The 26,779-nt window shown below is 62.6% G+C and carries 20 protein-coding genes and 2 pseudogenes; 4 read left to right on the top strand and 18 right to left on the bottom strand.

Annotation, left to right across the window (positions count from 1 at the left end; all coding sequences use genetic code 11):
* Positions 1–657, top strand: a pseudogene (locus ACILRA_RS03805) (hypothetical protein); the annotation flags it as partial.
* 125 nt (positions 658–782) lie between these two features.
* On the opposite strand, the gene metZ reads toward ACILRA_RS03805, so the two are convergent.
* Genes metZ through ACILRA_RS03790 form a run of 3 tightly spaced genes read right to left on the bottom strand, consistent with a single transcriptional unit; the run spans position 783 to position 3,236 of the window.
* Positions 783–1,976 carry an O-succinylhomoserine sulfhydrylase gene (gene metZ / locus ACILRA_RS03800; RefSeq protein WP_395660763.1) on the bottom strand — a complete coding sequence of 398 codons (1,194 nt, stop codon included), beginning with the start codon at positions 1,974–1,976 and terminating at the stop codon, positions 783–785.
* Positions 1,977–1,986: 10 nt separating this feature from the next.
* Complete coding sequence (locus ACILRA_RS03795; protein WP_395660762.1) at positions 1,987–2,388, bottom strand: rhodanese-like domain-containing protein; 402 nt, start codon at positions 2,386–2,388, stop codon at positions 1,987–1,989.
* Positions 2,389–2,417: 29 nt separating this feature from the next.
* The gene (locus ACILRA_RS03790) at positions 2,418–3,236 is read right to left on the bottom strand and encodes a prephenate dehydrogenase/arogenate dehydrogenase family protein (RefSeq protein ID WP_395660761.1); all 819 of its coding nucleotides are present in this window, start codon (positions 3,234–3,236) and stop codon (positions 2,418–2,420) included.
* 428 nt (positions 3,237–3,664) lie between these two features.
* Between ACILRA_RS03790 and ACILRA_RS03785 the strand changes: the two genes are divergently transcribed.
* On the top strand, positions 3,665–6,124 hold the full coding sequence (locus ACILRA_RS03785) for an FAD-dependent oxidoreductase (RefSeq protein ID WP_395660760.1): 2,460 nt from the start codon (positions 3,665–3,667) through the stop codon (positions 6,122–6,124).
* Between the two features lie 32 nt (positions 6,125–6,156).
* On the opposite strand, the gene ACILRA_RS03780 is transcribed toward ACILRA_RS03785, so the two are convergent.
* The 3 genes from ACILRA_RS03780 to ACILRA_RS03770 all read right to left on the bottom strand — a co-directional run bounded on the left by ACILRA_RS03780 (position 6,157) and on the right by ACILRA_RS03770 (position 8,034).
* Positions 6,157–7,137, bottom strand: a complete 981-nt coding sequence (locus tag ACILRA_RS03780) for a hypothetical protein (RefSeq protein WP_395660759.1) — start codon at positions 7,135–7,137, stop codon at positions 6,157–6,159.
* A gap of 9 nt (positions 7,138–7,146) precedes the next feature.
* A complete protein-coding gene (locus ACILRA_RS03775) occupies positions 7,147–7,536 on the bottom strand; it encodes a hypothetical protein (RefSeq protein WP_395660758.1) in 390 nt (129 codons plus the stop codon).
* A gap of 93 nt (positions 7,537–7,629) precedes the next feature.
* A complete protein-coding gene (locus ACILRA_RS03770) occupies positions 7,630–8,034 on the bottom strand; it encodes a hypothetical protein (RefSeq protein ID WP_395660757.1) in 405 nt (134 codons plus the stop codon).
* 146 nt (positions 8,035–8,180) lie between these two features.
* On the opposite strand from ACILRA_RS03770, the gene ACILRA_RS03765 reads away from it, so the two are divergent.
* Positions 8,181–8,840 carry a peroxiredoxin gene (locus ACILRA_RS03765; RefSeq protein ID WP_395660756.1) on the top strand — a complete coding sequence of 220 codons (660 nt, stop codon included), beginning with the start codon at positions 8,181–8,183 and terminating at the stop codon, positions 8,838–8,840.
* A 4-nt stretch (positions 8,841–8,844) separates the two neighbouring features.
* On the opposite strand, the gene fabZ is transcribed toward ACILRA_RS03765, so the two are convergent.
* The 9 genes and pseudogenes from fabZ to rpsB form a co-directional block, all read right to left on the bottom strand.
* Positions 8,845–9,321, bottom strand: coding sequence for a 3-hydroxyacyl-ACP dehydratase FabZ (fabZ, locus tag ACILRA_RS03760; RefSeq protein ID WP_395660755.1), 477 nt, complete (start codon positions 9,319–9,321; stop codon positions 8,845–8,847).
* A gap of 79 nt (positions 9,322–9,400) precedes the next feature.
* Complete coding sequence (gene bamA / locus ACILRA_RS03755; protein WP_395660754.1) at positions 9,401–11,782, bottom strand: outer membrane protein assembly factor BamA; 2,382 nt, start codon at positions 11,780–11,782, stop codon at positions 9,401–9,403.
* A gap of 99 nt (positions 11,783–11,881) precedes the next feature.
* Positions 11,882–13,030, bottom strand: coding sequence for an RIP metalloprotease RseP (gene rseP, locus ACILRA_RS03750; protein ID WP_395660753.1), 1,149 nt, complete (start codon positions 13,028–13,030; stop codon positions 11,882–11,884).
* A gap of 132 nt (positions 13,031–13,162) precedes the next feature.
* Entirely contained in the window at positions 13,163–14,011 is an 849-nt protein-coding gene (locus ACILRA_RS03745; protein ID WP_395660752.1) for a phosphatidate cytidylyltransferase, read from the bottom strand.
* Positions 14,011–14,745, bottom strand: a complete 735-nt coding sequence (locus ACILRA_RS03740) for an isoprenyl transferase (protein WP_395660751.1) — start codon at positions 14,743–14,745, stop codon at positions 14,011–14,013. Before ACILRA_RS03740 ends, ACILRA_RS03745 begins: the two co-directional genes overlap by 1 nt.
* A 16-nt stretch (positions 14,746–14,761) precedes the next feature.
* Positions 14,762–15,328 (bottom strand): ribosome recycling factor, encoded by a 567-nt coding sequence (gene frr, locus ACILRA_RS03735; RefSeq protein ID WP_395660750.1) that lies wholly within the window; start codon positions 15,326–15,328, stop codon positions 14,762–14,764.
* 4 nt (positions 15,329–15,332) lie between these two features.
* Positions 15,333–16,055, bottom strand: a complete 723-nt coding sequence (pyrH, locus tag ACILRA_RS03730) for a UMP kinase (protein WP_395660749.1) — start codon at positions 16,053–16,055, stop codon at positions 15,333–15,335.
* Positions 16,056–16,344: 289 nt separating this feature from the next.
* On the bottom strand, positions 16,345–17,268 hold the full coding sequence (tsf, locus tag ACILRA_RS03725) for a translation elongation factor Ts (RefSeq protein ID WP_395660748.1): 924 nt from the start codon (positions 17,266–17,268) through the stop codon (positions 16,345–16,347).
* Between the two features lie 96 nt (positions 17,269–17,364).
* A pseudogene (gene rpsB, locus ACILRA_RS03720) lies at positions 17,365–18,114 on the bottom strand (30S ribosomal protein S2); the annotation flags it as partial.
* A 252-nt stretch (positions 18,115–18,366) separates the two neighbouring features.
* Between rpsB and lipB the strand changes: the two are divergent.
* Positions 18,367–19,056: a lipoyl(octanoyl) transferase LipB gene (lipB, locus tag ACILRA_RS03715; protein WP_395660747.1), complete on the top strand. Its 690-nt coding sequence runs from the start codon at positions 18,367–18,369 to the stop codon at positions 19,054–19,056.
* Between the two features lie 7 nt (positions 19,057–19,063).
* On the opposite strand, the gene ACILRA_RS03710 is transcribed toward lipB, so the two are convergent.
* The 3 genes from ACILRA_RS03710 to rpoB form a co-directional block, all read right to left on the bottom strand.
* Positions 19,064–19,489 (bottom strand): hypothetical protein, encoded by a 426-nt coding sequence (locus tag ACILRA_RS03710; RefSeq protein ID WP_395660746.1) that lies wholly within the window; start codon positions 19,487–19,489, stop codon positions 19,064–19,066.
* Between the two features lie 237 nt (positions 19,490–19,726).
* Positions 19,727–23,893: a DNA-directed RNA polymerase subunit beta' gene (rpoC, locus tag ACILRA_RS03705; RefSeq protein WP_395660745.1), complete on the bottom strand. Its 4,167-nt coding sequence runs from the start codon at positions 23,891–23,893 to the stop codon at positions 19,727–19,729.
* Positions 23,894–23,989: 96 nt separating this feature from the next.
* A partial coding sequence (gene rpoB, locus ACILRA_RS03700; RefSeq protein ID WP_395660744.1) for a DNA-directed RNA polymerase subunit beta occupies positions 23,990–26,779 on the bottom strand: 2,790 nt, incomplete at its 5' end.

The following is a 26,779-nucleotide window of genomic DNA, read 5'->3' as shown; positions in this document are numbered from 1 at the left end:
CTGGCCGCGATCTGCACGCTGGTGCTGATCAGGGCCATTCCGCCCAGCCTGCAGTTTCCGGCGGGCAACGTGCGGGCGATCCTGGGGGCGCTGCGGGATTTCAGGCTGATGATCTCTGTCACCTTCACCGCGACGCTGATGGCGGCGATCTATATTGTCTTCACCTATTTCGCGCCGTTGATCGAGGTGTCGGCGGGCAGCAACCCGGAAGCGCGCACCCTTTATCTCGTGCTGTTCGGGCTCGGCGCCATGTGCGGCAACCATGTTGGCGGCTACCTCAGCGACCGCATCGGGCCGCACCGCACCCTGGCGCTGGTCTGCGCGGCGCATATCGTGCTGCTGCCGCTGTTCTCCATCATGCCATGGCATCCGGTGATCCTCGCCGTGCTCGTCGCCGTGTGGAGCAGCGTCGCCTGGAGCTTCATGCCGCCGCAGCAGTCCAGGCTGGCAGCGATCGCGCCGGCGGGCGTGGCACTGGCGCTGGCCCTCAACGCGGCCATGATCTATGCGGGCATTGCGGTGGGCTCAGCCGCCGCTGCCCGCATCCTCGAGGCTTTCGGGCTCGAAGGGTTGGGCATCGCGGCTGCGCTGATGGGCGTTGTGGCCCTGCTGCATCTCGGGGTATCGGTACGGCTCGGCAGAAGCCCGGGCCGTTGAGGAGGCCCTTAGAGCATGATCCGCAAAAGTGGAAACCACTTTTGCGGCAAGATCATGCTCAAGTGATTGATCTTGCGCGAGTTCTTTTCGACCAGGTGATTCCACCTGGTCGGAACGCGCGCTAGTCAGGCCGACAGCGCCTGGCTCAGGTCGCCCATCAGGTCAGCCGTGTCCTCGAGGCCGACGGAGAGCCGCAGCATGCCATCGGTGATGCCCATCATGGCGCGGGCCTCGGCGCCGATGTTGCGGTGGGTGGTGGATGCCGGATGCGTCATCAGCGACTTGGCGTCACCGAGATTGTTGGAAATATCGATGATCCCCAAATGGCGCAGCACGTTAAAGGCCTTCGTCTTGCCGCCCGCCACTTCGAAGGTGACCATGGTGCCGCCGAGCGTCATCTGCTTGCGCGAGAGCGCCGCCTGCGGATGCGAATCGAGATGCGGATAGAGGACGCGGGTGACCCCCGGCGTGGCGGCGAGCGCCGCGGCGATGGTGTGGGCGGACCGGCTTTGCGCCTCCACCCGGAGCTTCATGGTCTCGAGACCTTTCAGCAGGACCCAGGCGTTGAACGGCGAGATCGACGGGCCGGTGTGGCGCAGGAAGGGTTTCAACTGCTCGTCCTTGAACAGCTTGCTCGAGACGATGGCGCCGCCCAGCACGCGGCCCTGCCCGTCCATATGCTTGGTGCCGGAATAGACCACGACATCCGCCCCATAGGTGAGCGGGCGCTGCAGGATGGGGGTGGCGAAGATGTTGTCGACCACCACATTGGCGCCCTTGGCCTTGGCGATGCCACAGACCGCCTCGAGATCGATCACGTCAAGCGTCGGGTTTGACGGCGTTTCGAGGAAAACGCATTTGGTCTCGGCTGTGATGGCCTCGCGCCAGGCAGCAAGGTCGCCGCCGTCCACCAGCGTGGTGCGGATGCCGAAGCGCGGCAGGATCGAGGTGACCACCTGGTAGCAGGAGCCGAACAGCGCACGGGATGCCACAAGATGGTCGCCCGCGCGGAGCTGGCAGGCGAGCGCACCAAAGACCGAAGCCATGCCGGAGGCGAGCGCATAGCAGGCTTCCGCCCCCTCGAGTAGCGCCAGGCGCTCCTCGAACATGGTGACGGTGGGGTTGCCGTAGCGGCCATAGACATAGCCGTCTTCCTCGCCGGCGAAGCGGCGCTCGGCGGTTTCGGGCTGGTCATAGACGAAACCGGAATTGAGATAGAGCGCTTCCGACGTCTCACCATGGGGCGAGCGGTCAAGGCCGCCGCGCACGAGCTTGGTGGCATCGCCCCAGGAGTGCGGGTCCGACTTGTGCTTTTTCATCGCCTGCGCCTCAACTCTGGACCCAGGGAAGGCCAGCTGCCTTCCAGCCGCCGAGCGTGCCGCGGTGGCCCGCGGCGTCCTTGTCGCCCTCGAAGCCTTCGGCCACGTTCCAGGCATTGCCGAAGCCGGCCTCCGTCAGCACCGAGGCGGCAGACGCCGAGCGCGCGCCGGAGCGGCAGATACAAAGGATTTCGGTGTCTTTCGGCAGGCCCATCTGCTCGATCTCGGCCACGAAATTGCCGTTCACCTGCATGGACGGAAAGACCTGCCAGGACAGCCTGATCAACCGCTCGACGGCGGGAACGCCGACGAACACCCATTCAGGCTGGGTGCGCACGTCAATCAGAACGGCTGAAGGATTGTTCTTGAGCCGCTGGAAGGCCTCGGCCGGGGAGATGTCACCCTGATGCATGGAACGATCCGTTCGTTGTTTCGAACGATTTAGTCCAAACGGAATTTCCCTGCAAAGGAATTTGGCCGCTGGCACCCCCCTTCAGGCAGGGCTGGCGGGGCCGGGACACCTTGCATCGCTTCAATCTGGCGATGTACCGCCTCCACCTCGGTGAGGAAGCGCTCACGCACGCCGGCCGCAAATGGGTTCTCGCGCTCAATGGCATCGAGCACACCAGGCGCATCGTGACGGACCATCTCCACCCCGCGCATCAGATGCTCGAAGCTCGCGGTGGTGAGGCGCTTCGGGAGGGGCTCCATGCGGACCAGCACCTTGGCGATCAGATGGGTGAGCCCCTGTACGACCGCAGCCTCACGGTCATGCTCCTCTGCCGTGGTGATGAAAACGCGCAGGCCGAAGCTACTGCGCAGGAAGGCGGCGATGTGGCGCGCGGAGGGGCAGCGCACCGGGCAGAGCATGATCTTGTGCCCTGCCAGACCCGCCGCCGCACTCTGCGGGCCAAAGAGCGGATGGGTGCCTAGCACTTCAACATGGGAAGGCAACTCATCCGCCATCAGCCGCGTGGGGGCGAGCTTCACGGAGCCCACGTCCGCCACAATGGACCCGCGCCGGAGATGCGGGGCGATCCGGCGCAACATATCCTTCATGTCAGCCACCGGTACGGCCAAGATGACGAGATCGCAGGCGGCAGTCTCCGCCAAGGTTCCGAAGCGCCAGATGCTATCGGGCGACTGGAACGGATCGTGGATCACCAGCTGGAACCTCAGGCCAAGGTGCCGGGCCAACAGGCGGCCAAAGGCACCGAAGCCGAAGAGGCCGATGGTCCTGATTCGAGGGTTTGTTTTCATCGAGAAGGCTCCTTTCGGGCTGCGTGCCGGAAGCCTGCTCTTTCTGGGGTGACCGCCGGTAAGCAGCGGTTCACGTTCTAGATATGCGCCCGCCGTTATGAGGACGGCGGATAATAGGATGTCATGAACGGGGCATTGCGCATGGTGGCCGTTTAGACCGCCGGGACGGCACAGTCAACGCCGGAGGTGAATGGCTGGCTCGTTCCCGTGAGGCGGTTTGGCGCTTTCGGGGGAAGCATGCAAACTGATAGAAGAACAAATCTTGCGACGCGGCCCTCTTCACTCCCCCTCCCCCTTGTGGGGAGGGGAAGGGGTGGGGGTCGTGCTGCGGGGTGGGTGCTGGTGCGCAAGGCTCCGGCATCACCCCCACCCCTGCCCCTCCCCACAAGGGGGAGGGGAATGCCGCCTGAATCATCGGAGTTTCCCACATGTCCAAGTCCCTGCCCGCCCGCGCCGACGTCGTCATCATCGGCGGTGGCATCGTCGGTTGCTCGATTGCCTATCACCTGACGAAGGAGGGCATCACGGATGTGGTGCTGCTGGAGAGGAAGCAGCTGACCTCTGGCACGACCTGGCATGCGGCGGGCCTGGTTGGCCAGCTGCGCGCCACGCGCAACCTGACCGAGCTTGCGAAATACACCACCACGCTGTTCGAGGGGCTGGAGAAGGAGACGGGCCAAGCCACGGGCTTCAAGCAGAATGGCTCGATCTCGATCGCGCTGACCGATGGCCGCCTCGAGGAGCTGATGCGCGGCGCCTCCATGGCCAAGAACTTCGGCCTCGACGTGCAGGTGATCTCCACCGCCGAGATCAAGGAGCGGCTGCCGCATTACAACATGGAGAACGTCAAGGGCGGCGTGTTTCTGCCCAAGGACGGGCAGGTGAACCCCATCGACGTGACGCAGGCGCTGGCATCTGGCGCGCGCTCACGCGGGGCCAAGGTGATCGAGAACGTGAAGGTCACGCGCATCCTGACGAAGAACGGCAGCGCCTATGGGGTGGAGACGGCAGACGGCACCATCCTCGCCGACAAGGTGGTGGTGGCCTCCGGCATGTGGTCGCGCGATCTCGGGCGCTCCATCGGCGTCAACATTCCGCTGCATGCCTGCGAGCATTTCTACATCGTGTCGGAACCCATCGGCGAGTTGCCGCGCAACATGCCGGTGGTGCGCGTGCCGGATGAATGCACCTACTACAAGGAAGACGCGGGCAAGCTGATGGTGGGTGCCTTCGAGCCCAAGGCAAAGCCCTGGGGCGGCGGCGGCATCGACGAGGAACATGCCTTCGTGACGCTGCCTGAGGACATGGACCATTTCGAGCCAATCCTCGCCAATGCCATCAACCGCGTGCCACTGCTGGAGACAGCGGGCATCCAGCTGTTCTTCAACGGGCCTGAGAGCTTCACGCCGGACGTGAAGTATTATCTGGGCGAAGCGCCGGAGGTGAACAACGTTTATGTAGCGGCGGGCTTCAACTCCATCGGCATCCAGTCCTCAGGCGGCGCGGGGCTGGTTCTCTCCAAATGGATCAAGAACGGCCACCCGCCGATGGACGTGACGGGCATGGACATCCGCCGGATCCATCCGTTCCAGTCGGTCAAGTCCTATGTGCGCGAGCGCGTCTCCGAGTCGCTCGGCCTGCTCTATGCGATGCACTGGCCCTACCGGCAGGCGGAAACGGCGCGCGGTGTGAGGCGTTCGCCGCTCTACACTTACGAGAAGGAGCTGGGCGCGGTATTCGGCGAGGTGAATGGCTGGGAACGCCCCAACTGGTATGCGCGCGGCGGTGTGAAGCCCGAATATGAATATTCCTATGGCCGCCAGAACTGGTTCCCCTGCGCTGATTATGAGGCCAAGCAATTGATGAGCAACTGCGCCTTCTTCGACCAGTCGAGCTTTGCCAAGTATTCAGTGGAAGGCCGCGATGCCGCCAAGGTGCTGAACCGCGTCTCGGCGGCGAATGTGGACGTGGAGCCGGGCCGCGTGGTCTATACCCAGTGGCTGAACGAGCGCGGCGGCATCGAGGCCGACTTGACGGTGACGCGGCTTGGCGAGGACCGCTTCCTCGTGGTGACCGGTGCTGCCCCGCAGACACGCGACATGGCCTGGCTGAAGCGCCATACGCCGGCGGATGCGCATTGCGTGGCAACCGACATCACCTCTGGCCTGCCGATGATCGCGGTGATGGGGCCGAAGTCGCGCGCGCTGCTGGAGAAGCTGTCGGGTGCTGATCTCTCGAACGCGGCATTCCCCTTTGGCACCTCGCAGGAAATCGAGATCGGACATGCGCGGGTGCGCGCCAGCCGCATCACCTATGTGGGCGAGCTTGGCTGGGAACTCTATATCCCCACGGAATTCACAGCCCATGTGTTCGAGACGCTGCTGGCCGCGGGCAAGGAGTTCGGCCTGACGCCCGCCGGCATGCACACCATGAACAACTGCCGCACCGAGAAGGCCTACCGCCACTGGGGCCATGACATTGCGGATGAGGATACGCCGGTTGAGGCAGGCCTCGGCTTTGCCGTTGCGTGGGACAAGCCCGGCGGCTTCATCGGGCGGGATGCGCTCATCAAGCAGAAGGCGCTGCCGGTGCTGAGCAAGCGTTTCGTGTGCATCGCGCTGGAGGACAACTCAGAGACGGCGCCGATGATCTACCACGAGGAGCCGATCTACCGGAACGGCGTGATCGTCGGCTCCACCACGTCAGGCGCCTTCGGGCACCGGGTGAACCTGTCGCTGGGCTTAGGCTATGTGCACAACAAGGACGGTGTGACCAAGGAGTGGATCGAGAGCGGCAGCTGGGAGGTTGAACTCGCCTGGAAACGTTGCCCGGCGAAGGTGCAATTGCAGTCCTTCTATGACCCGAAGGGCGAACGCATAAAGGCGTAGTGGCTCTAGTCAATTCAAACAAGTCGCAGCCACTACTGCTGCCTCTTATGTTTCTCCAATTCAACAAATCGCGAGTTAGCAGAACAAGCTAGTAGAATTCCAATGTCGCGTACTTCACTTATCACTGCTTCGACGTAGTCGGTGTTTGGAGAAAACCGACTTCCCACCGCTAGCTCCGGTGCCGCCACTCTTGCGTACTTTCCATCCACAATTCCGCGACGATGAGCAATCAGATTTCGGTCTTGAGACGCCTTCCATAACTTTGACGATTTGAGCGAAGTATCAAGCTCGTTATCTTGCAACACAATGCTAGTTATTTCTCTTATTCTCTCAAAGGAATCTAGCCGTACCCAATCACAGAAAACATCACCCATAGATGATGACAGGTCAAAGTTGGAAGAAGCCAGTGCTTCAACGAGAGCGTCTCTACCAAAGACGTTATCCCTTGACTTTTGGCTCTTTACGACATTCAAAACCAGATGAGGGTGGTGGTTAAGCAAGCCACGGATGGTATCGTTGACGAGAGTTTCAAACGCTCCCCAGGACATTACTATCAGTTGGCTGAGAAGCTCTGCTGCAGCGACATCAAATTCGGCATGATTGAGATGATAATCCAATACCGACAGCGTCTGGCGTGCCAGTAGGTCAATCAGCGTCGTCTGAGCAAGTTCCTCCTCTATACGTTTGTTTGTTTTGGCTCTTGCCAACCGCTCTCTTTCCTCATCGGGCCTGTCGTCTTTAAGCTGGCGAATTCTCTCGCCTGCGAAGATTGCGGCGTATCGTTGATCAACTTGCCCAGTATGGACCAACAGGTACGGAATGCTACCAACGGCAAAAGCGGATTGAAGATTTCCACGAAAGACCTGATTGATGCCAGCAAGAGGAGTCGGAGACAAATCGTCTAATACTAAGAATGGCTTGAAAAAATCTGGCGGCGAGCCGAAGACAAATCGCCCAAGAGAACGAAACTCTTGTTCTTTGTGATTTTGCTTATCCTCTTCACTTGGCATCATCGGAGACCTTCAATAGGCGTTCAGCGCCCTGCGGTTCCTGTCATCGACGAGCAAGCGCTGGGAGTTGGCGCAGAGCAATTTCGCTGCGCCAATTTCGAGGAAAAGGCGCTGATTGACGCTCAGCACGCGGGAGCGACGGGCTTCGCCAGGCAGCTTCTCATTCACCGCGCGGCGATTAGCGGGCACGCGATTCATCACGTCGTTGCGGTACCAGGCGATGGATTCGGTGATCAATTTCTCGATCAGCAAGATCTGCTTGCCCGTGGCATCCACGAAGGCGCCGTGAGCGATGGCGGCAATCGGCGAGCGGCTTTCCTGCGCGCGCAGCGGCGGCGCATGGCGGAAGGCAATCAGAATGGCAAGAAACGCACGAATGACCGAGAAACAGGGTTCACGCATGACAGTTCCTCCATCTGCGCGGGAACTACTCTATCAAAAATAAAAAATTTGTGAAGAATTATCAATCTAAAGTAAGAATTGAGATAGTTGATCCTACCTCCCACTGTCGACCGAGAAATCGCGCCTCGCCGCAAAGAGCGAGATTGAGAAACCGGCGAGGACGTCGATGAGCGTCATCAGGGTCAGCAGGAAGAAGGTGGGAGTTCCCGCGGCCTCGACGAGGAGGAAGCACACCAGCGCCACCACGAAGGTAGCGGTGGAGAGAATGTGATCGACGACGCTGGCGCGGCCGGGGCGGGCGGCCTTGAGCATTTCGAGGAACAGGGCGATGAGGCCCGCGATGATGATGAAGTCCCCTGCCCTGAGAGTCATCTCAGCGCCAGAGGCGAGCGCCACGGTATAGGCGTCGCCGTCCAGCAGCATGCCGCCACCGGGCGCCACCAGCAGATAGGCGGCGATCACGATGGCGAGGACGGGGAAGGAAATGATGTAAGACATGGTGGCAAACTCCGGTGAGACCCGGACCATGCCGGAGTCCCGCGATTCCCGCAAAGGCGGGTTGATGTCAGATCAGAACGAATTGTTCTTTTTAACGAACGAATTCTTTGCTATATATGGTCGTGAACAAATGCACGGAGGCCAGCATGGCATTGCAGATCGGCGATATCGCACCTGACTTCGAGGCGGACACCACGGAAGGCCGGATCCGTTTCCACGACTACATCGAGGGTTCCTGGGCGGTGTTCTTTTCGCACCCGAAGGACTTCACCCCCGTATGCACGACCGAACTCGGCTCCGTCGCCAAAATGAAGCATGACTTCGACAAGCGCGGCGTGAAGCTGATCGGCATCTCGGTCGACCCCGTGGAGGCGCACCAGCGCTGGAAGCAGGACATCAAGGACGTGACCGGCGCATCGGTGAATTATCCGATGATCGGCGACGAGGATCTCGCGGTTGCCAAGCTCTACGGCATGATCCACCCCAACGCGTCCGGCAATGCGGGCAGCCGCACGGCCGCGGACAACGCGACGGTGAGGAACGTGTTCATCATCGGGCCGGACAAGAAGATCAAGTTCATCGTCGCCTACCCCATGAGCACGGGGCGGAACTTCAACGAGATCATCCGCGTGGTGGACTCGCTGCAACTCACCGCGACGAAATCCGTGGCGACACCGTCCGACTGGAAACAGGGCGACGACGTGATCATCCTCGCCTCCGTTTCGGATGATGCCGCGAAGGAAAAGTTCCCCGGCGGTTGGAAGACGCTGAAGCCCTATCTGCGCATGGTGCCTCAGCCGAAGTGACGGATCAGGCGCCGCGCTCGTTCATGAGCATGGCGCCGATTTCGGCTTCGGCCACCTTCTTGCCGTCCACCATCGCTTCCACCCAGTATTTCCACACCGGCGGGCGCTTGTTGGAGAGCTTGGCGTGGAAGTGCACGCTGTCGCCAGGCACCACGGGCTTGCGGAAGCGCGCCTTGTCAATCGACATGAAGAAGACCAGCTTGCCCGCATGCTCGTCGCCAAGATGGGCGAGCACCAGGGCGCCCGCGGCCTGCGCCATCGCCTCCACCAGCAGCACTCCCGGCATCACCGGGCGGCCAGGAAAATGACCCTGGAAGAAGGGCTCGTTGATGGTGACGTTCTTGACGGCGACCCCGCTCTCCTCGCCGTTCATGTCATACATGCGGTCGATCAGCAAAAACGGGTAGCGGTGCGGCAGAAGCTTCATGATCCGCGCGATGTCCGCCGTCTGCAGTGCCGGCGCGGTCGTTCCCTCGTTCATCCTGGCCTATGCTCCAAAAAGTGACGGACGGCCCAGATGGGCCGCCCGCCAGACATTTAGGCCGATGCAGAGGCCGCGTCTAGAAGCGCGAACCCACGGAGAAGCGGAACCACTCGGTCTCGTCGTAATCCGCCTTCATGAGCGGATAGGCCGCCTCGAAGCGCAGTGGGCCGAACGGAGACTGCCAGATAATGCCAGCGCCAACGGTGGCACGGATCTCAGCCGTATCCTCGACGTCGCAGTTCACGTTGTTGGCGTCGTCACCATCGTCAGGATCATTCCTTCCGTAAGAACAATCTCCGGTCTCAGCCAATACCGAGTCGACACCCGAATTGAAGACCGTGCCGAAGTCGCTGAACACGGCGCCCTCGATGCCCCATTCCTGAGGGATGCCGAGCGGGAAGCTTACTTCCACCGTGCCGATGGCATAGGTGCGGCCGCCGATGGCATCGGAGCTGCCGTCATTGCCCACCTGACGCGGACCCACGCCGGAGACCGCGAAGCCGCGGAACGTGTCGGCGCCCTTGAAGAAGCGGTCCTGGAGAGGCACGCCATCGTCTCCGATGGGCTGAACGTGGCCGGCATTACCCTCGATCTTCAGGACAACGGCATCCTCATAGAGCGGGACGAAATACCAGGCATGCGCCTCAAGGCTGCCGAAATAGACGTCGCCACCGAGCCCTGCCACCTCGCTCACAAGCTGGCCGCGGAAACCATTGGTGGGGCGCATGGGGTTATCAAGGTTGTCCCATGTGAAGGACGAACCGACGAAGGACTTTAGCGTATCGCCTTCGGTCTCGATCACCGCGGGGGACGCGCTATCCCTTGAGATGTTGTTGATGCTGCGCCAGGTCAGCCCGTATTTGAACGTAAGGCTGCTGTATTCATCGACCCGGAAGCCGGTGCGCAGCGCGAAGCCGACCTGCTCGCTGGTGTAGGACGAGGCATCCTCATTGTCGGTGTTGGTCGCGAAGACGTCAAAGCCAGCCGAGATCGGCAGCCCCATGAAATAGGGGTTGGTGAAGCCGAAGTCGACGGACTGGCGCGTGAAGCTTCCGGACAGGTTGGCGCGGACGTTGTAGCCCTTGCCGAGGAAGTTGCGCTCCTGCAGCGCAATCGAGCCCACCACATATTCGGTCGTCGAGTAGCCGATCGAGAAGTTGATGGAGCCTGTGGACTTTTCCTGAACCTCGACGATGAGGACGATGCGGTCGGGTGCGGAGCCCTCCTCCTCGCGGAAGTCGATCTTTTCGAAGAAGTCAAGTGCGGTGAGCCTGCGGCGGGCGCGCTCCACGACGACACGATTATAGGCGTCGCCCTCATACAGAAGCAGCTGGCGGCGGATGACCTGGTCCTCGGTGCGGGTGTTACCGACAATATCGATGCGATCGATGTAGACCCGCGGTCCCTCGACGAGGTTGTAGGTGATGTTGAGCGTGCCGTCGGCCTCGTTGCGCTGGATGTCCGGATTGACACGCGCGAAGACGAAGCCCTGACGGGCGGCTTCGAGGGTGAGGTTCTCCACCGTCCTGTCAACCCGCGTGGCGTCATAATAATCGCCGACGGAGGTGCGGACCTTGGCAGCGAGATCATCCGAGTTGAGCTGGGCCTCGCCAACGTTCACGGCGACGTCGGCCACCTTGTAGCGCTGGCCTTCCTCGACCGTGTATGTGATGGTGAAGCCCTCGCCGTTCTCCGCGAGGACGGCATCGGCGGAGACCACGCGCACATCGGCAAAGCCGTTCCTCAGGTAATAACGGCGCAGCAGTTCCTTGTCGTACTCAAGGCGGTCGGGATCGTAATTGTCGTTGCGGTTGAAGAAACGCCACCAGGAATACTCCTGGGTGCCGACGACGCGCTTCAGCTTGCCGTCGTCAAAGGCATCGTTGCCGACGAATTCGAGCCTGCGCACCTTCGTCTCGGAGCCTTCCTGGATTTCGAACACCAGGTCGACGCGGTTCTGCGGGAGGCGGATGATCTTCGGCGAGACGGTGACGGAATAAAAGCCTGACCGGCGGTAGACGGCGATGATGCGGTTGACGTCGCTCAGAACCTTGGCGCGCGTGAACATCATGCGTTCGCGCAGCTCAACTTCCTTGGCGAGGTCGGCGTCCTTGACTTCCTTGTTGCCCTCGAAGTTGACCTGATTGACCATCGGGTTTTCTTCGACGCGCACGACGAGCGTGCCACCGCGGCGGGTGATCTGAACGTCGGCAAACAGGCCGGTCTGGAACAGCGCCTTCACCGATTCGTCAATATCATCGGCGGATGCAACGTCGCCGCGAGAAATATTGACATAGGACAGGACAGTATCGTTCTCGACACGCTGGTTACCTTCGACCACGATCGAAGAGACCGTTTGCGCATAAGCAGATGAAACCAGGCCCACAGGCGCCAGTAACGGCGCCGCGACACTCAGAATGAAGGCCAAAACAACCGGTAAAACAAACTTATAACGCATCAAATGGCCAATCCGTTCGCATGCCGCCCCACTAGAATCCCTGCCGTCGCCCGTTTTACCCGCCCGGAGACGGTTTGCAAATGAAACTTCCCGTCTTGATCAGCCACCGAACCACATCGTTGCGACCCTCGTGAGGTCATTCCATGTGCCGACGACCATCAACATGATCACGAGCGAGAAACCGATTCGAAAACCCCACTCCTGCGCCCGCTCCCCAAGCGGCTTTCCGCGCACTGCTTCGATTGCGTAATACACCAAGTGGCCACCATCCAGCATAGGGATTGGGAAAAGGTTAATGAGACCTATACTGACCGACAAAAATGCGATGACATTCACGAACTGGAACAACCCGATCGAGGCGGCGTCGCCCGCGGCCTTGGCCATGGCGATGGGGCCGCCGAGCTGGTCTGCGCTCTCGCGGCCGGTCAACAGCTTGCCGAGATAGCGGAACGTCGCATCGACGATAAACCAGGTGCGCTCTGCACCCGCTTCCACCGCCGCGAGCGGCCCCATGCGCTCATAGCTGACGGCGCCGTCGGGATTGTGCCGAACGCCGAGCAGTCCGATGCGCATCTTGCCGCCAAAGCCATCGGGCTCTTCCTGGATCTTCGGCGTAATGACGAGATCGAGACGCTCGCCCTCGCGCTCGATCACGACCGCGAGCTCCTCGCCGCCGCGGGTGATCACCGACTGCTGGATCTGGGCGAAGCTTTCGATCTCCCGGCCTTCGATGGAGACGATCAGGTCGCCCTTGCGCACGCCTGCCTGCTCTGCCGCGCTGCCGGGCATAACCTCATCGACGCGCGGCTCCATGACCGGCGCGCCGACCGTCATGAAGGCGGCGGAGAAAATGAAGATCGCGAGAATGAAATTGGCAATGGGCCCCGCCGCCACCACGGCGGCACGCTGCCAGAGCGGCTTGCCATGGAAATTGCCGGGATCGCGCTTTGCCTCAGCCAGGGCATCGGCGTCGGGCATGGAGGCGGCATTGGCGTCGCCCTTGAACTTCACATAGCCGCCGAGCGGAACCCAGCACAGCTTCCAGCGCGTGCCGTGCCTGTCGTACCAGCCAGTGATTTCCTTTCCGAACCCGAGGGAGAAGGCCTCGATGCTCACCCCGCACCAGCGCGCCACGAGGAAGTGGCCGAGCTCATGGATGAACACGATGACGATGATCGCCACCAGGAAGGGAATGGCGTAGAAAACGGTTGTGCTGAAGGGCAGTTGCAGCACGCTCATGAAGTCCATGTCTCATTCCCCTTGCCGGCCGGCGGACCGTTATGGCCGCCGCAGGTGATAGATAGGTGATCGGCCGCAGGCTTGCCATCTCTGAAATGCCAGTCGAGGCGAGCAATGCGGCAAGAATTCGGCGAAACAAGGTTACCAGACGAGAAGTCCCGCTCCGGCACCGTCCACCCCGGCCCGCGCCACACCGATGATGGCCGCCACCGTTGCCACCGCAACAAGACCATCGACCCGGTCGATGACCCCACCGTGGCCGGGAATCAGGCTTCCTGAATCCTTCGCACCGTAATGGCGCTTCATAGCCGACTTGAATAGGTCGCCCGCCTGTTCCACGATCGCCAGCATGGCCGCGATGAGAACCAGGATCATGGCGGATTGCAACCCCATCGCCTTGGCCAGCGCAAGCGCCGCAAGGGCACTTCCCGCCATTGCACCGGCAAGCCCGGCCCAGGTCTTCTTGGGGCTGATCGACGGCGCGAGCTTCGGCCCGCCGATGATCCGGCCCGCGAAATAGGCCAGCGTATCCGCCGCCCAGACCATAAGCATGACGAGGAGAATGGCGGCAACGCCGTGCAATGGGTCATTGCGCAGGATCACGAAGGCGACAGGCGGCAACGAAACATAGAGAACGCCGAGATAGCGCCATGCCGGCCCGCCGCCCTCCTCATAGGCCGCGACAGCCGCAGACAGCAGTGCAATGACGGCAATGGCGATGAGCCCGCCCGCGAGCCCCACGTCCAGCGGCAGCAGCGCGCCGCACATGGCGCCGGCTGCATGCAGCGCGAACTGCACGGGCGAGCCGCGGTGCACGATCGTGACCCATTCGAGCGCCATCAGGATGCCGATCAGCGCCACGAACAGGTGGAACCAGATGCCGCCTGCCCAGACATCAGCCAGAACGGCGGGAATGAGAACGGCCGCGGACAGCGTGCGCACGCCGAGATCGCCCCATTTCGGTGCGGGAGAATCCTGTCCGCCGGTCATCAGGCGGACTGCGCCTTGACACCGCCGAAGCGCCGGTCCCGCATGCGGTAGGCCGAGATGGCGCGTCCTAAGAGCTCGGCGCCGAATTCGGGCCAATACTCCGGGATGAAGACGAATTCTGTGTAGGCACATTGCCAGAGAAGATAGTTCGACAGGCGCTGCTCGCCCCCGGTGCGAATCAGAAGGTCAGGCTCGGGCAGGCCGCCGGTATCCAGGTGATCGCTGATGACGGCGGGCGTGATGTCGCCGGGCGCAATCATGCCCTCCGCCACCTTGCGCGCGATCACGCCGACGGCGCGGGTGATTTCCTGGCGGCTGCCGTAGTTGAAGGCGATGACGAGCTTCAGCCCGTCATTCTCGCGGGTCAGCGCCTCGGCCTCCTCGACCATGGTGCGCAGCGCGCCGTCAAGGCCGTCGCGGTCGCCGATCATCATGACGCGCACGTTGGCCTGGTGAAGCTCTGCCACATCGGTGCGGATGAAGCGACGCAGCAGTTCCAGCAGGAAGCGCACCTCGGAGGCGGGCCTGGACCAGTTTTCCGAACTGAACGAATAAAGCGTCAGAACGCCAATGCCGATTTCGCCCGCCGCGCGGACGGTGCGCCGCAAGGCCTCCACGCCCTGGCGGTGACCGGCGGAGCGTGGCAGGCCGCGCTCGGTTGCCCAGCGGCCGTTTCCATCCATGATGATGGCGACGTGGCGCGGCACGCCATCGGGAAGGCCGGGGACTGACATGGAGATCGCGCGTTCCTCAGACCTGCATGATTTCTTGTTCTTTGGTCTTGAGCACCTGCTCGATCTCCTTGATCGTGTCGTCCGTCAGCTTCTGCACGTCGTCGGCCTTCTTCTTGTGGTCGTCCTCGCTCATGAGGTGGGCCTTCTCGAGCTGCTTGAGATGGTCCATGCCGTCGCGGCGGACGTTGCGCACGGCCACGCGTGCCTTTTCGGCATATTGATGGGCAACCTTGACGAGTTCCTTGCGCCGCTCCTGCGTGAGGTCGGGCATGCGGAGCCTGATCACCTGGCCTTCTGTCTGCGGGTTGAGGCCGAGGTTGGAGGCGCGGATCGCCTTTTCCACCGCCACCACGAGGCCCCTGTCCCACACGCTGATCTGCAGCATGCGCGGCTCCGGAACCGAGACGGAAGCGACCTGGGCCAGCGGCATGTTGGCGCCATAGGCATCAACCTGGATCGGATCCAGCAGGCTCGAGGATGCGCGCCCGGTGCGAAGACCGCCGAAATCATGCCTGAGTGATTCGACCGCGCCATGCATGCGGCGCTTGAGGTCCTGGGCGTCATAGGGTTGGGGCTGGGCCATCGCGTCAATCCTTCGTCACGGTCGTGTATAGGCCGCCGCCGTTGAGCACTTCGACCACGGCGCCGGGTTTCCTGATTGAGAACACAACTACCGGAATCCCGTTGTCCCGCGCAAGGGCAATGGCGGCAGGATCCATGATGCGGAGATCTTTCGCCAGGATCTCGTTGAAGCTGATCCTGTCGTAACGGCGGGCGGAGGGATCGGACTTCGGATCGGCCGAATAGACCCCGTCGACGCTGGTGCCCTTGAACAGGGCATCACAACTCAGCTCCGCCGCACGGAGTGCCGCGCCGGTGTCGGTGGTGAAGAAGGGAAGACCCGTGCCCGCGGCACAGATGATGACCCGGCCCGCCTCCAGGTGGTGGATGCCCTTGGCGCGCGAATAGGTCTCGCAGACGGTGGGCATGGCGATGGCGGAAAGCACGCGCGCATCCATGCCCTTGCGCGTCAGCACGCCCTGCATGGCGAGCGCGTTCATGACGGTGGCCATGATGCCCATGTGATCGGCCGAGACGCGGTCCATGCCCTTGGCGGCTCCGGCGAGCCCCCTGAAGATGTTGCCGCCGCCGATAACGAGAGCCAGCTGCGCGCCCGTGGCGGCGCAGGCCAAAACCTCGTCCGCAAGGCGGCCCACCGTATCGAGGTCGATGCCGTAGGGTTGCTGGCCCATCAGCACCTCGCCCGAGACCTTGAGGAGGATGCGCTTGTATTTCTGCGTGGATGGCATGGCGGGATGTCCCCGTTTGTCGTGAGCGCCCAGTCTAGAGCATGAACGCCAAAAGTGGAAACCACTTTTGCGATAAGATCATGCTCAAGCCATTGATCTTGCGCGAGTTCTTTTCGAACAGGTGTTTCCACCTGGTCGGAACGCGCGCTAAAGCGGCGCAACCGATTCGTCACAGTGGGCGATGATGGCTGAAACTGTCCGGTGCGGGCGGAAAATTCATCAGCCCACTGACGGAATGCCAGGCCGCACCAAGAAAAAGGGCCCCGGTAGCGGGGCCCTTTCGAGTGTCTTACTGGCCGCCCGACATCTTGGCGACTTCCGCCGCGAAGTCGTCTTCCTTCTTCTCGATGCCCTCGCCCAGCTGCATGCGCACGAAGCCCACGAGCTTCACATCCGCGCCAGCCGCCTTGGCGGCTTCTGCCACGGCCTGTGCCACGGTCTTGGCGCCGTCATGCACATAGGCCTGCTCGAGGAGGCAGTTGTCCTTGGCGAAGGTCTTGAGGCCCGAGGCCACGATCTTCTCCAGCACATTGGCGGGCTTGCCGGCGTTCTTCTCCTCAAGGATGGCGCTCTCACGGGCGAGCACATCCTTCGGCACCTGCTCGAGGTTGAGGGCCACCGGATTTGTGGCCGCAACATGCATGGCCAGCATGCGGCCGAACTCGGCGAGCGATGCCTTGTTGCCGGTTGATTCGAGCGCCACGATGACGCCGATCTTGCCGGCACCGGGAGCGATCTGATTGTGCACGTAGGCGCCGACGACGCCATCCGTCACCGACAGGGCCGAGGTGCGGCGCACCGTCATGTTCTCGCCGATCGAGGCGACCATTTCGGCCACATACTCGGCCACCGCATGCGGCGAGCCCGGCATGTGCATGGTCTTGAGCTTCTCGGAATCGCCATTGGCCTTCAGCGCCAGCTTCGAGATCTCGGCGACCATGGCCTGGAACTTCTCGTTGCGGGCCACGAAGTCGGTTTCCGAGTTGACCTCGACCACCGCACCCGTGGTGCCGTCAACCGCCACGGCCACAAGGCCTTCGGCGGCGATGCGCGTCGACTTCTTGGCAGCCTTGGCGAGGCCCTTGGCGCGCAGCCAGTCGACGGCGGCTTCCATGTCGCCACTGGTGGCGGCAAGTGCCGCCTTGCAATCCATCATGCCCACGCCGGTCTTCTCGCGCAGGTCCTTTACCATCGCAGCCGTGATCTCGGCCATGTTCTACCTCATGTGATTTGAAAGGATGGGGCCCGCCGTGTTTACGGCAGGCCCCTTCGACGATTTGATGACAGCCGGGGGGCCTGCTTATTCAGCAGCCGGAACGTCCTCGGCCATTGGCTCCTCGGCGGCGCCGATATCAACGCCCGAACCAGACTGGGCGAGCGAGATGCCCTCGATGCAGGCGCGGCTGATGAGGTCGCAGTAGAGAGCCACGGCGCGGCCCGCGTCGTCATTGCCGGGGATCGGGTAGGTGACGCCAGCCGGATCCGAGTTGGTGTCGATCACCGCGATCACCGGGATGCCGAGACGGTTGGCTTCCTTGATGGCGATCTGCTCCTTGTTGGTGTCAATCACGAACAGCAGGTCGGGTGTGCCGCCCATGTCCTTGATGCCGCCAAGGGCCTTGTCGAGCTTCTCCTTGGTGCGGGTCATCTCGAGCAGCTCACGCTTGGTGAGGCCGGAGTTTTCCTTGCCCAGCGTCTCATCGACGTGGCGGAGCGTCTTGATCGAGTGGGAAATGGTCTTCCAGTTGGTGAGCGTGCCGCCCAGCCAGCGGGAATTCACGTAATACTGCGCGGAGCGCTTGGCGGCATCGGCCACCTGCTCTGCTGCCGAGCGCTTGGTGCCGACGAACAATACGCGGCCGCCCTTGGACACCGCTTCAGCCACGGCGACAAGCGCCTGGTGCAGCAACGGGACGGTCTGGGAAAGGTCGACGATGTGGATGCCGTTGCGGCTTCCATAGATGTAGTTGCGCATCTTCGGGTTCCAGCGGTGGGTCTGGTGGCCGAAGTGCACGCCAGCTTCGAGAAGCTGACGCATGGTGAAATCAGGCAGTGCCATGCGGGTACGGTCCTTTTCCGGTTGTTCCGCCGCGAGGCCTTAAGTTACCGGGTTTTCCCGGCACCGGATGGATCAGGCACTATGTGGAGGCTTTTGGCCTCATGTGCCGGAGCCGGGCTCCGCGTGTGAGTTTCAGTTAACGGACGGGGCTTTAGCGGGGACGGACCGCAAAAGCAACCCCCCCTTCTCCGTCTCTGCTGCTGGCGATTACACGGTTGCGCCCAAAAGTCGAAACTGGGAAAAGCCCAGGCCATGCCGACGCGCAACGCAATCCGCCTGACACTCGCCGCTGCCGACCCTGTGACATGGGAGGTTGCGGACACTGTGGTGCCCTACCCCGAGGCGATGGCCGCCATGGACCGCCATGTCGAGAGCATCGGGCGCGGCGAGGAGCCGGAGCGGGTGTGGCTTCTGGAGCACCCCCCGCTCTACACGGCTGGCACATCCGCCCAGCCGCAGGACCTGGTGGAGACGGACCGGTTCCCCGTTTTCAAGACCGGGCGCGGCGGGCAATACACCTATCACGGCCCCGGTCAGCGGGTGGCCTATGTGATGCTGGACCTCAAGCGCCGCGGCGGCGATGTGCGCGCCTTCGTGGCCGCACTCGAGCAATGGGTGATCGACACGCTGGCGGATTTCAACGTGACAGGCGAGCGGCGCGAGGACCGCGTGGGAGTCTGGGTGCGCCGCGGCGGGCGCGAGGACAAGATTGCCGCCATAGGCATCCGTGTCCGCCACTGGGTAACGTTTCACGGCATCTCGATCAATGTCGAGCCGGACCTTGCGCATTTCTCCGGGATCGTGCCCTGCGGCATCCGCGAGCATGGCGTGACGAGCCTTGTCGACCTCGGACTGCCTGTGACCATGCAAGATCTCGACGTGGCGCTGAAGGTGAATTTCCAGCGGATCTTCGGCATGCCCGAGCTTAACACGCAGCCTTGAGCCTGGTTCAGGGCTGCGGGTCTTTCGGCAGCGGTGACGGCTTCATCGGGGGCAGGCCCAGCTCAGCGCGGGCCTTGTTGATGAACGGCGCGCATGCGCCCCGCTCGATATAGCCGTTGAAGGCGATGAAGGGCGTGGCGCGGTGCGCCTCCGCATGGTCGGCGTAGAACTTGGTGATGGCCTGGGCAACATTGGCGGCCTTGATCTGGAGGGTCAGTGCGCAGGCCCTGAGCCCTGCCGCGCGCGCAGCGGTGAAAGGATCGTCATTGACGGTGATGGTCATCACGTCGAACAGTGCCATGCTATAGGCTGCCTGGCCGTCAGGCCCGAGCTTCTGCCAGGCTGCGAAATCCCTGACGAAATCGGCCCGCGCCGGAAGGGATGCCGCGGCAAGCGCCAGCAGCGAGACGAAAAGGCAGGACAACCGGCGCATCGCACGCTCCATTGAAAGAAAAGGCCCGGACAGTTGAGATCAAATCCCAATTCTCACCGTCATGCCAGCGGAAGCTGGGGTGACGGCAGGATTGGAGCGCGCGCCTGGGGTGACGGCCCGGTTGGAGAGCCCGACCAGAGCGGCAGGACGGTTGGAGCACCAATCTTCCAGTGATCTCAACCGATCGCCTGCCGCTTTAGAGGCCGGGCCTTCTCGCGTTTCAGAAAACCGCGGCGTTCATTCCGCCGCGGGCAGTTCAGAGGCCTTGGCCTGTTCCTCGAGGATCAGGGCATCGCGCTTGTCCGCCACCTGGCGGAGCCTGGAGAGCATGCCGCCGGTGCCCGCCGGGATGAGGCGGCCGACGATGACGTTTTCCTTGAGGCCATCGAGCGTGTCGATCTTGCCGATGATCGAGGCTTCGGTGAGCACGCGCGTGGTTTCCTGGAAGGAGGCCGCCGAGATGAAGGAGCGCGTCTGCAGCGAGGCCTTGGTGATGCCGAGCAGCACCGGCTTGCCGGACGCGGGCTTGAGGCCCTCGGCAGCGAGCTTGGCGTTCTCCTGATCCAGCTCCTCGCGGTCAACCTGCTCGCCGAGGAGCAATGTCGACTCGCCCGTGTCCGTGATCTCGACCTTCTGCAGCATCTGGCGGACGATCACCTCGATGTGCTTGTCGTTGATGTTCACGCCCTGCAGACGATAGACTTCCTGGATTTCGTTGACGAGGAAGGAGGCGAGCTCCTCCACGCCCTTGATGTCCAGAATGTCATGCGGCGCGGGGTTGCCGTCCATGATGTATTCGCCCTTCTCGATGAAGTCGCCTTCCTGGACAGGAAGGTGCTTGCCCTTCGGGATCAGATACTCCACGGCCTCCGCACCCTCCTCCTGGGGAACGACGCGGATGCGGCGCTTGTTCTTGTAGTCGCGGCCGAATTCGACGCGGCCCGAGATCTCCGCGATGATCGCGTGATCCTTGGGGCGGCGCGCTTCGAACAGCTCGGCCACACGCGGCAGACCGCCGGTGATGTCACGCGTCTTCGCACTTTCGAGCGGGATGCGCGCCAGCACGTCGCCAGCTGTGACCTTGGAGCCCGGATCGACCGAGAGAACAGCATCGACCGACAGCAGGTAGCGTGCCTCGCCGCCACGGGCGAGCTTCTGCACCTTGCCGTCCTTGCCCTTGACGACGATCGCGGGCTTGAGGGACGAACCACGCTGGTTCGAGCGCCAGTCGATGATGACGCGGTTGGTGATGCCCGTGGCTTCGTCTGCCAACTCGGTCACCGACACGCCCTCGACCACGTCCTCGAACTCGACGGATCCTTCGGCTTCCGTCATCAGCGGACGGGTGTAGGGGTCCCACTCGGCCAGGCGCATACCGCGCTTCACCTTGTCGCCCTCGTCCACATAGAGCCTGGTGCCGTAGCCCAGCTTGTGGACGGCGCGCTCGGTGCCGTTCTCGTCGACGAGGACGAGTGCGGAGTTGCGGCCCATGACCATGAGGCGGCCGGTTGCGTCCTTCGCGGTGTTCTTGTTGCGGATGACGATCTTGCCATCGGCATTGGCTTCGATGAACGACTCGTTCAGCACCTGCGCGGTGCCGCCGATGTGGAAGGTACGCATGGTGAGCTGGGTTCCCGGCTCGCCGATTGACTGCGCGGCGATGACGCCCACGGCCTCGCCCATGTTGACGGGCGTGCCGCGTGCGAGGTCACGGCCATAGCACTTGCCGCAGACGCCGAACTTGGTCTCGCAGGTGAGCACCGAGCGGATGCGGAGTTCTGCAATGCCCGACTTCTCGATCCGCTCGACATCGGCTTCCAAGATCTCGTTGCCATTGGCCACGATCACGCCGCCGGTTGCCGGATCGATCACGTCCTGTGCCGCGGTGCGGCCCAGAACGCGGCTGCCGAGCGAGGCGATGATCTCGCCCGCGTCAACGATGGGACGCGTGGTGAGGAAGGCCTTCGTTCCGCAATCCACTTCCGAGATGATGGCGTCCTGCGCCACGTCCACGAGGCGGCGGGTGAGGTAGCCTGAGTTCGCCGTCTTGAGCGCGGTGTCGGCGAGGCCCTTGCGGGCGCCGTGGGTCGAGTTGAAGTACTCGAGCACGGACAAGCCTTCCTTGAAGTTCGAGATGATCGGCGTTTCGATGATCTCGCCCGAGGGCTTGGCCATCAGGCCGCGCATGCCGCCCAGCTGCTTCATCTGCGCGGGCGAACCGCGCGCACCGGAGTGGCTCATCATGTAGATCGAGTTGATCTGCTTCTCGCGGCCGGTCTTCTCGTCCACCTGCACGGCGGAGATGCGCGCCATCATTTCCTCGGCCACCTTGTCGGTGGTCTTGGCCCAGGCGTCCACGACCTTGTTGTACTTCTCGCCCTGGGTGATCAGGCCGTCGATGTACTGCTGCTCGAACTCCTTCACGAGGTCGCGCGTGGCGCCGACGATCTTCTCCTTCGTCTCGGGGATGACCATGTCATCCTTGCCGAAGGAAATGCCCGCCTTGTAGGCGTTGTAGAAGCCGAGGCTCATGATGCGGTCGCAGAAGATGACCGATTCTTTCTGGCCGCAATGGCGGTAGACGGCATCGATCATCTTGGAGATGTCGCGCTTGGTCATGAGCTTGTTGCAGAGATCATAGCTGATGCCGATGGACTTGGGCAGCAGCTCGCCGATCTTCATGCGGCCCGGAGTCGTCTCGATGATCCGGTTGTAGCGGCGGCCTTCCGCGTTGACGTCAGCCACACGGCCCTTGATCTTGGTGTGGAGCGAGATGACGCCCGCGGCCAGTGCATGGTCGATCTCGGCCATGTTGCCGAAGGCCTTGCCTTCGCCCGGCTCGCCCTTGCGCATGATCGAGAGGTAATAGAGGCCCAGAACGATGTCCTGCGACGGCACGATGATCGGCTGTCCGTTGGCGGGATGCAGCACGTTGTTCGTGGACATCATGAGGACGCGCGCTTCGAGCTGCGCTTCGAGCGACAGCGGCACGTGCACGGCCATCTGGTCGCCGTCGAAGTCCGCGTTGAAGGCGGTGCAGACGAGCGGATGCAGCTGGATCGCCTTGCCCTCGATCAGCACCGGCTCGAAGGCCTGAATGCCGAGGCGGTGGAGCGTGGGCGCGCGGTTGAGCAGCACCGGATGTTCGCGGATGACCTCGTCCAGGATGTCCCAGACCTCCGGCTTTTCCTTCTCGACCAGCTTCTTGGCCTGCTTCACCGTGGCCGAGAGGCCCTTCGCGTCAAGACGCGAATAGATGAAGGGCTTGAACAGCTCGAGCGCCATCTTCTTCGGCAGGCCGCACTGGTGCAGCTTGAGCTCCGGACCCACGACGATGACCGAGCGGCCGGAATAGTCGACGCGCTTGCCGAGCAGGTTCTGGCGGAAGCGGCCCTGCTTGCCCTTGAGCATGTCAGCAAGCGACTTCAGCGGACGCTTGTTGGCGCCGGTGATGACGCGGCCGCGGCGGCCGTTGTCGAACAGCGCGTCAACGGATTCCTGCAGCATGCGCTTCTCGTTGCGCACGATGATATCGGGTGCGCGCAGCTCGATCAGCCGCTTGAGGCGGTTGTTGCGGTTGATCACGCGGCGATAAAGGTCGTTCAGGTCAGAGGTCGCGAAGCGGCCGCCGTCCAGCGGAACGAGCGGGCGCAGTTCCGGCGGGATGACCGGAACCTGGGTGAGGATCATCCACTCCGGACGGTTGCCGGATTCGATGAAGCTCTCCACCAGCTTGAGGCGCTTGGCGATCTTCTTGGGCTTGAGATCACCCGTGGCGTTCTTGAGCTCCTCACGGAGCTGATCGCGCAGCTGCTCCATGTTGAGGGCCATCAGGATGTCGCGGATTGCTTCGGCACCGATGCCTGCCGTGAAGGCGTCTTCGCCGTAGTCTTCCTGCGCCTTGATATATTCGCTCTCGGACAAGAGCTGATGCAGCTTCATCGGCGTCAGGCCGGGCTCGAGGACGATGTAGTTCTCGAAATAGAGGATGCGCTCAACGTCCTTCAGCGTCATGTCGAGGAGCATGGAGATGCGGCTCGGCAGCGACTTCAGGAACCAGATATGGGCGACGGGGGCTGCGAGCTCGATATGGCCCATGCGCTCACGCCGGACCTTCGAGAGGGTGACTTCCACGCCGCACTTTTCGCAGATGATGCCCTTGTACTTCATCCGCTTGTACTTGCCGCACAGGCACTCATAATCCTTCACGGGCCCGAAGATGCGGGCGCAGAACAGCCCGTCGCGCTCCGGCTTGAAGGTGCGGTAGTTGATCGTCTCCGGCTTCTTGATTTCGCCGAATGACCACGACAGGATTTTCTCCGGGCTCGCGATCGAGATGCGGATCTGGTCGAATGTCGGGGCCGGCGTTGCCGGGTTGAAGACGTTCATGACCTCTTGGTTCATCGGTCACTTCTCCATTTTGTGCGGGCGTCCCCCCGCGAGGGTGTTCAACATCGGATGAGGGTGGAGACGGGAGGCTTCCCTCCCGCCGTCGATCGTTTATCCGGATACGTTCTGCTGCGAGTTCTGAAGCTCGACGTTGAGGCTCAAGGAGCGCATTTCCTTGACCAGCACGTTGAAGCTTTCGGGGATGCCCGCCTCGAAGGTGTCATCGCCGCGCACGATGGCCTCATAGACCTTGGTGCGGCCGGCAACGTCGTCCGACTTGATAGTGAGCATTTCCTGCAGCGTATACGCCGCGCCATAGGCCTCGAGCGCCCAGACTTCCATTTCGCCGAAGCGCTGGCCGCCGAACTGCGCCTTGCCGCCCAGCGGCTGCTGGGTGACGAGCGAGTAAGGACCGATGGAGCGGGCGTGGATCTTGTCGTCCACGAGGTGGTGCAGCTTGAGCATGTAGATGTAGCCCACGGTGACCTGACGGTCGAAGGGCTCGCCCGAGCGGCCGTCGAACAGCGTCACCTGACCAGAGGTCGAGAGACCTGCGTCCTTCAGCATGGCGGCAATGTCTTCCTCACGCGCACCGTCGAAGACGGGGGTGGCGATGGGAACGCCGCGGCGGAGGTTCTCCGCTGCTTCCAGAAGCGAGCTATCGTCCAGGCTCTGCAGCTCGTCATGCTTGCCGTAGATGCGGTTCATCTCGTCCCGCAGCGGCTTCACGTTGCGCGTGTCCTTGTAGGAGTCGAGCAGCGCACCGATCTTGCGGCCCATGCCGGCGCAAGCCCAGCCGAGGTGTGTCTCGAGGATCTGGCCGACGTTCATGCGCGAGGGCACGCCCAGCGGGTTCAGCACCACGTCCACATGCGTGCCGTCATCGAGGAACGGCATGTCCTCGATCGGAACGATGCGGGAGACAACGCCCTTGTTGCCGTGACGGCCGGCCATCTTGTCACCCGGCTGGATCTTGCGCTTCACGGCGACGAAGACCTTGACCATCTTCATGACGCCGGGGGGAAGCTCGTCACCGCGCTGCAGCTTGTCCACCTTGTCGTGGAAGCGCGTATCGAGGCGCTTCTTCGACTCGTCGTACTGCTGCTTCATGGCCTCGAGTTCGCCCATGGCCTTCTCGTCGCCAAGCGCAATGTTCCACCACTGCGACTGCGGCAGGTCATCGAGCGTCTTGTCGGTGATCTTGCCTTCGATCTTGTGGCCCTTGGGTCCACCGGTCGCGGACTTGCCGGCCAGGAACTTGTGCAGGCGGCCGTAGGAGTTGCGGTCAAGGATCGCGAGCTCGTCGTCGCGGTCCTTGGCGAGGCGGTCGATCTCCTCGCGCTCGATCGACTGGGCGCGCTCGTCCTTGTCAACACCGTGGCGGTTGAACACGCGCACTTCGACCACCGTGCCGGACACGCCGGGCGGCAGGCGGAGCGAGGTGTCACGCACGTCGGAGGCCTTCTCGCCGAAGATGGCGCGAAGGAGCTTTTCTTCCGGCGTCATCGGGCTTTCACCCTTCGGCGTGATCTTGCCGCACAGGATGTCGCCCGGCTTCACTTCCGCGCCGATATAGACGATGCCTGCTTCGTCGAGGTTCTTGAGGGCTTCCTCGCCGACGTTCGGAATGTCGCGGGTGATTTCCTCAGGACCGAGCTTCGTGTCACGCGCCATCACGTCGAATTCCTCGATGTGGATGGAGGTGAACACGTCGTCCTTCACGATCCGCTCGGAGAGCAGGATCGAGTCCTCGAAGTTATAGCCATTCCACGGCATGAAGGCGACGAGCACGTTCTGGCCAAGCGCCAGATCACCGAGATCCGTCGACGGGCCATCGGCAATGATGTCACCAGCCTTGACGCGGTCACCCACGCGCACCAGCGGACGCTGGTTGATGCAGGTGTTCTGGTTCGAACGCTGGAACTTGGCGAGCGTATAGATGTCGACACCCGACTTCGACGGATCGGTCTCTTCCGTGGCACGGATGACGATGCGCTTGGCATCCACCTGGTCCACCACGCCGGAACGGCGGGCGGCGACGGCAGCACCTGAGTCACGCGCCACCACCGATTCCATGCCGGTGCCAACGAGCGGCGCATTGGTGCGGACGAGCGGCACGGCCTGGCGCTGCATGTTGGAACCCATGAGCGCGCGGTTGGCGTCGTCGTTCTCGAGGAACGGGATCAGCGCTGCAGCGACCGACACGAGCTGCTTGGGCGACACGTCGACATAGTCGATGCGGTCAGCCGGAACGGTCAGCACGTCACCCGCATGGCGGGCGATGACGAGGTCCTCGGCAAAGCCGCCCTTCGCGGTCAGCGCCACGTTGGCCTGCGCGATGTGGTGCTTCTGTTCCTCGATGGCCGAGAGATAGACCACCTCATTCGACACCTTGCCGTCGATGACCTTCTGGTAGGGCGTCTCGATGAAGCCGTACTTGTTGACGCGGGCATAGGTCGCCAGCGAGTTGATGAGGCCGATGTTCGGGCCTTCCGGCGTTTCAATCGGGCAGATGCGGCCATAATGCGTCGGGTGCACGTCGCGCACTTCGAAGCCGGCGCGCTCACGCGTGAGGCCGCCCGGTCCAAGGGCCGAGAGGCGGCGCTTATGGGTGATCTCGGACAAGGGGTTCGTCTGGTCCATGAACTGCGAGAGCTGCGAGGAGCCGAAGAACTCGCGCACGGCTGCCGCCGCGGGCTTGGCGTTGATCAGGTCATGCGGCATGACCGTGTCGATATCGACCGAGGACATGCGCTCCTTGATGGCGCGCTCCATGCGGACGAGGCCCAGACGGTACTGGTTCTCCATGAGCTCACCCACCGAGCGCACACGGCGGTTGCCGAGGTGATCGATGTCGTCAACCTCGCCCTTGCCGTCGCGCAGCTCATGCAGTGTCTGGAT

It is taken from the genome of Aestuariivirga sp. (genome assembly GCF_044239095.1).
Taxonomy (GTDB): Bacteria; Pseudomonadota; Alphaproteobacteria; order Rhizobiales; family Aestuariivirgaceae; genus Aestuariivirga.
This window is presented reverse-complemented; position numbering and strand designations above follow the sequence as displayed.

Excerpts from the sequence above, each read along its gene's own strand:
- metZ (WP_395660763.1), bottom strand. The coding sequence starts at position 1,976 with ATGAAAAAGCACAAGTCGGACCCGCACTCCTGGGGCGATGCCACCAAG.
- bamA (WP_395660754.1), bottom strand. The coding sequence starts at position 11,782 with ATGCGTTATAAGTTTGTTTTACCGGTTGTTTTGGCCTTCATTCTGAGT.
- ACILRA_RS03795 (WP_395660762.1), bottom strand. The coding sequence starts at position 2,388 with ATGCATCAGGGTGACATCTCCCCGGCCGAGGCCTTCCAGCGGCTCAAG.
- ACILRA_RS03775 (WP_395660758.1), bottom strand. The coding sequence starts at position 7,536 with ATGCGTGAACCCTGTTTCTCGGTCATTCGTGCGTTTCTTGCCATTCTG.
- ACILRA_RS03785 (WP_395660760.1), top strand. The coding sequence starts at position 3,665 with ATGTCCAAGTCCCTGCCCGCCCGCGCCGACGTCGTCATCATCGGCGGT.
- pyrH (WP_395660749.1), bottom strand. The coding sequence starts at position 16,055 with ATGCCATCCACGCAGAAATACAAGCGCATCCTCCTCAAGGTCTCGGGC.
- ACILRA_RS03770 (WP_395660757.1), bottom strand. The coding sequence starts at position 8,034 with ATGTCTTACATCATTTCCTTCCCCGTCCTCGCCATCGTGATCGCCGCC.
- lipB (WP_395660747.1), top strand. The coding sequence starts at position 18,367 with ATGCCGACGCGCAACGCAATCCGCCTGACACTCGCCGCTGCCGACCCT.
- ACILRA_RS03740 (WP_395660751.1), bottom strand. The coding sequence starts at position 14,745 with ATGTCAGTCCCCGGCCTTCCCGATGGCGTGCCGCGCCACGTCGCCATC.
- ACILRA_RS03790 (WP_395660761.1), bottom strand. The coding sequence starts at position 3,236 with ATGAAAACAAACCCTCGAATCAGGACCATCGGCCTCTTCGGCTTCGGT.
- ACILRA_RS03710 (WP_395660746.1), bottom strand. The coding sequence starts at position 19,489 with ATGCGCCGGTTGTCCTGCCTTTTCGTCTCGCTGCTGGCGCTTGCCGCG.
- ACILRA_RS03745 (WP_395660752.1), bottom strand. The coding sequence starts at position 14,011 with ATGACCGGCGGACAGGATTCTCCCGCACCGAAATGGGGCGATCTCGGC.
- rseP (WP_395660753.1), bottom strand. The coding sequence starts at position 13,030 with ATGGACTTCATGAGCGTGCTGCAACTGCCCTTCAGCACAACCGTTTTC.
- rpoC (WP_395660745.1), bottom strand. The coding sequence starts at position 23,893 with ATGAACCAAGAGGTCATGAACGTCTTCAACCCGGCAACGCCGGCCCCG.
- ACILRA_RS03780 (WP_395660759.1), bottom strand. The coding sequence starts at position 7,137 with ATGATGCCAAGTGAAGAGGATAAGCAAAATCACAAAGAACAAGAGTTT.
- fabZ (WP_395660755.1), bottom strand. The coding sequence starts at position 9,321 with ATGAACGAGGGAACGACCGCGCCGGCACTGCAGACGGCGGACATCGCG.
- frr (WP_395660750.1), bottom strand. The coding sequence starts at position 15,328 with ATGGCCCAGCCCCAACCCTATGACGCCCAGGACCTCAAGCGCCGCATG.
- ACILRA_RS03765 (WP_395660756.1), top strand. The coding sequence starts at position 8,181 with ATGGCATTGCAGATCGGCGATATCGCACCTGACTTCGAGGCGGACACC.
- tsf (WP_395660748.1), bottom strand. The coding sequence starts at position 17,268 with ATGGCCGAGATCACGGCTGCGATGGTAAAGGACCTGCGCGAGAAGACC.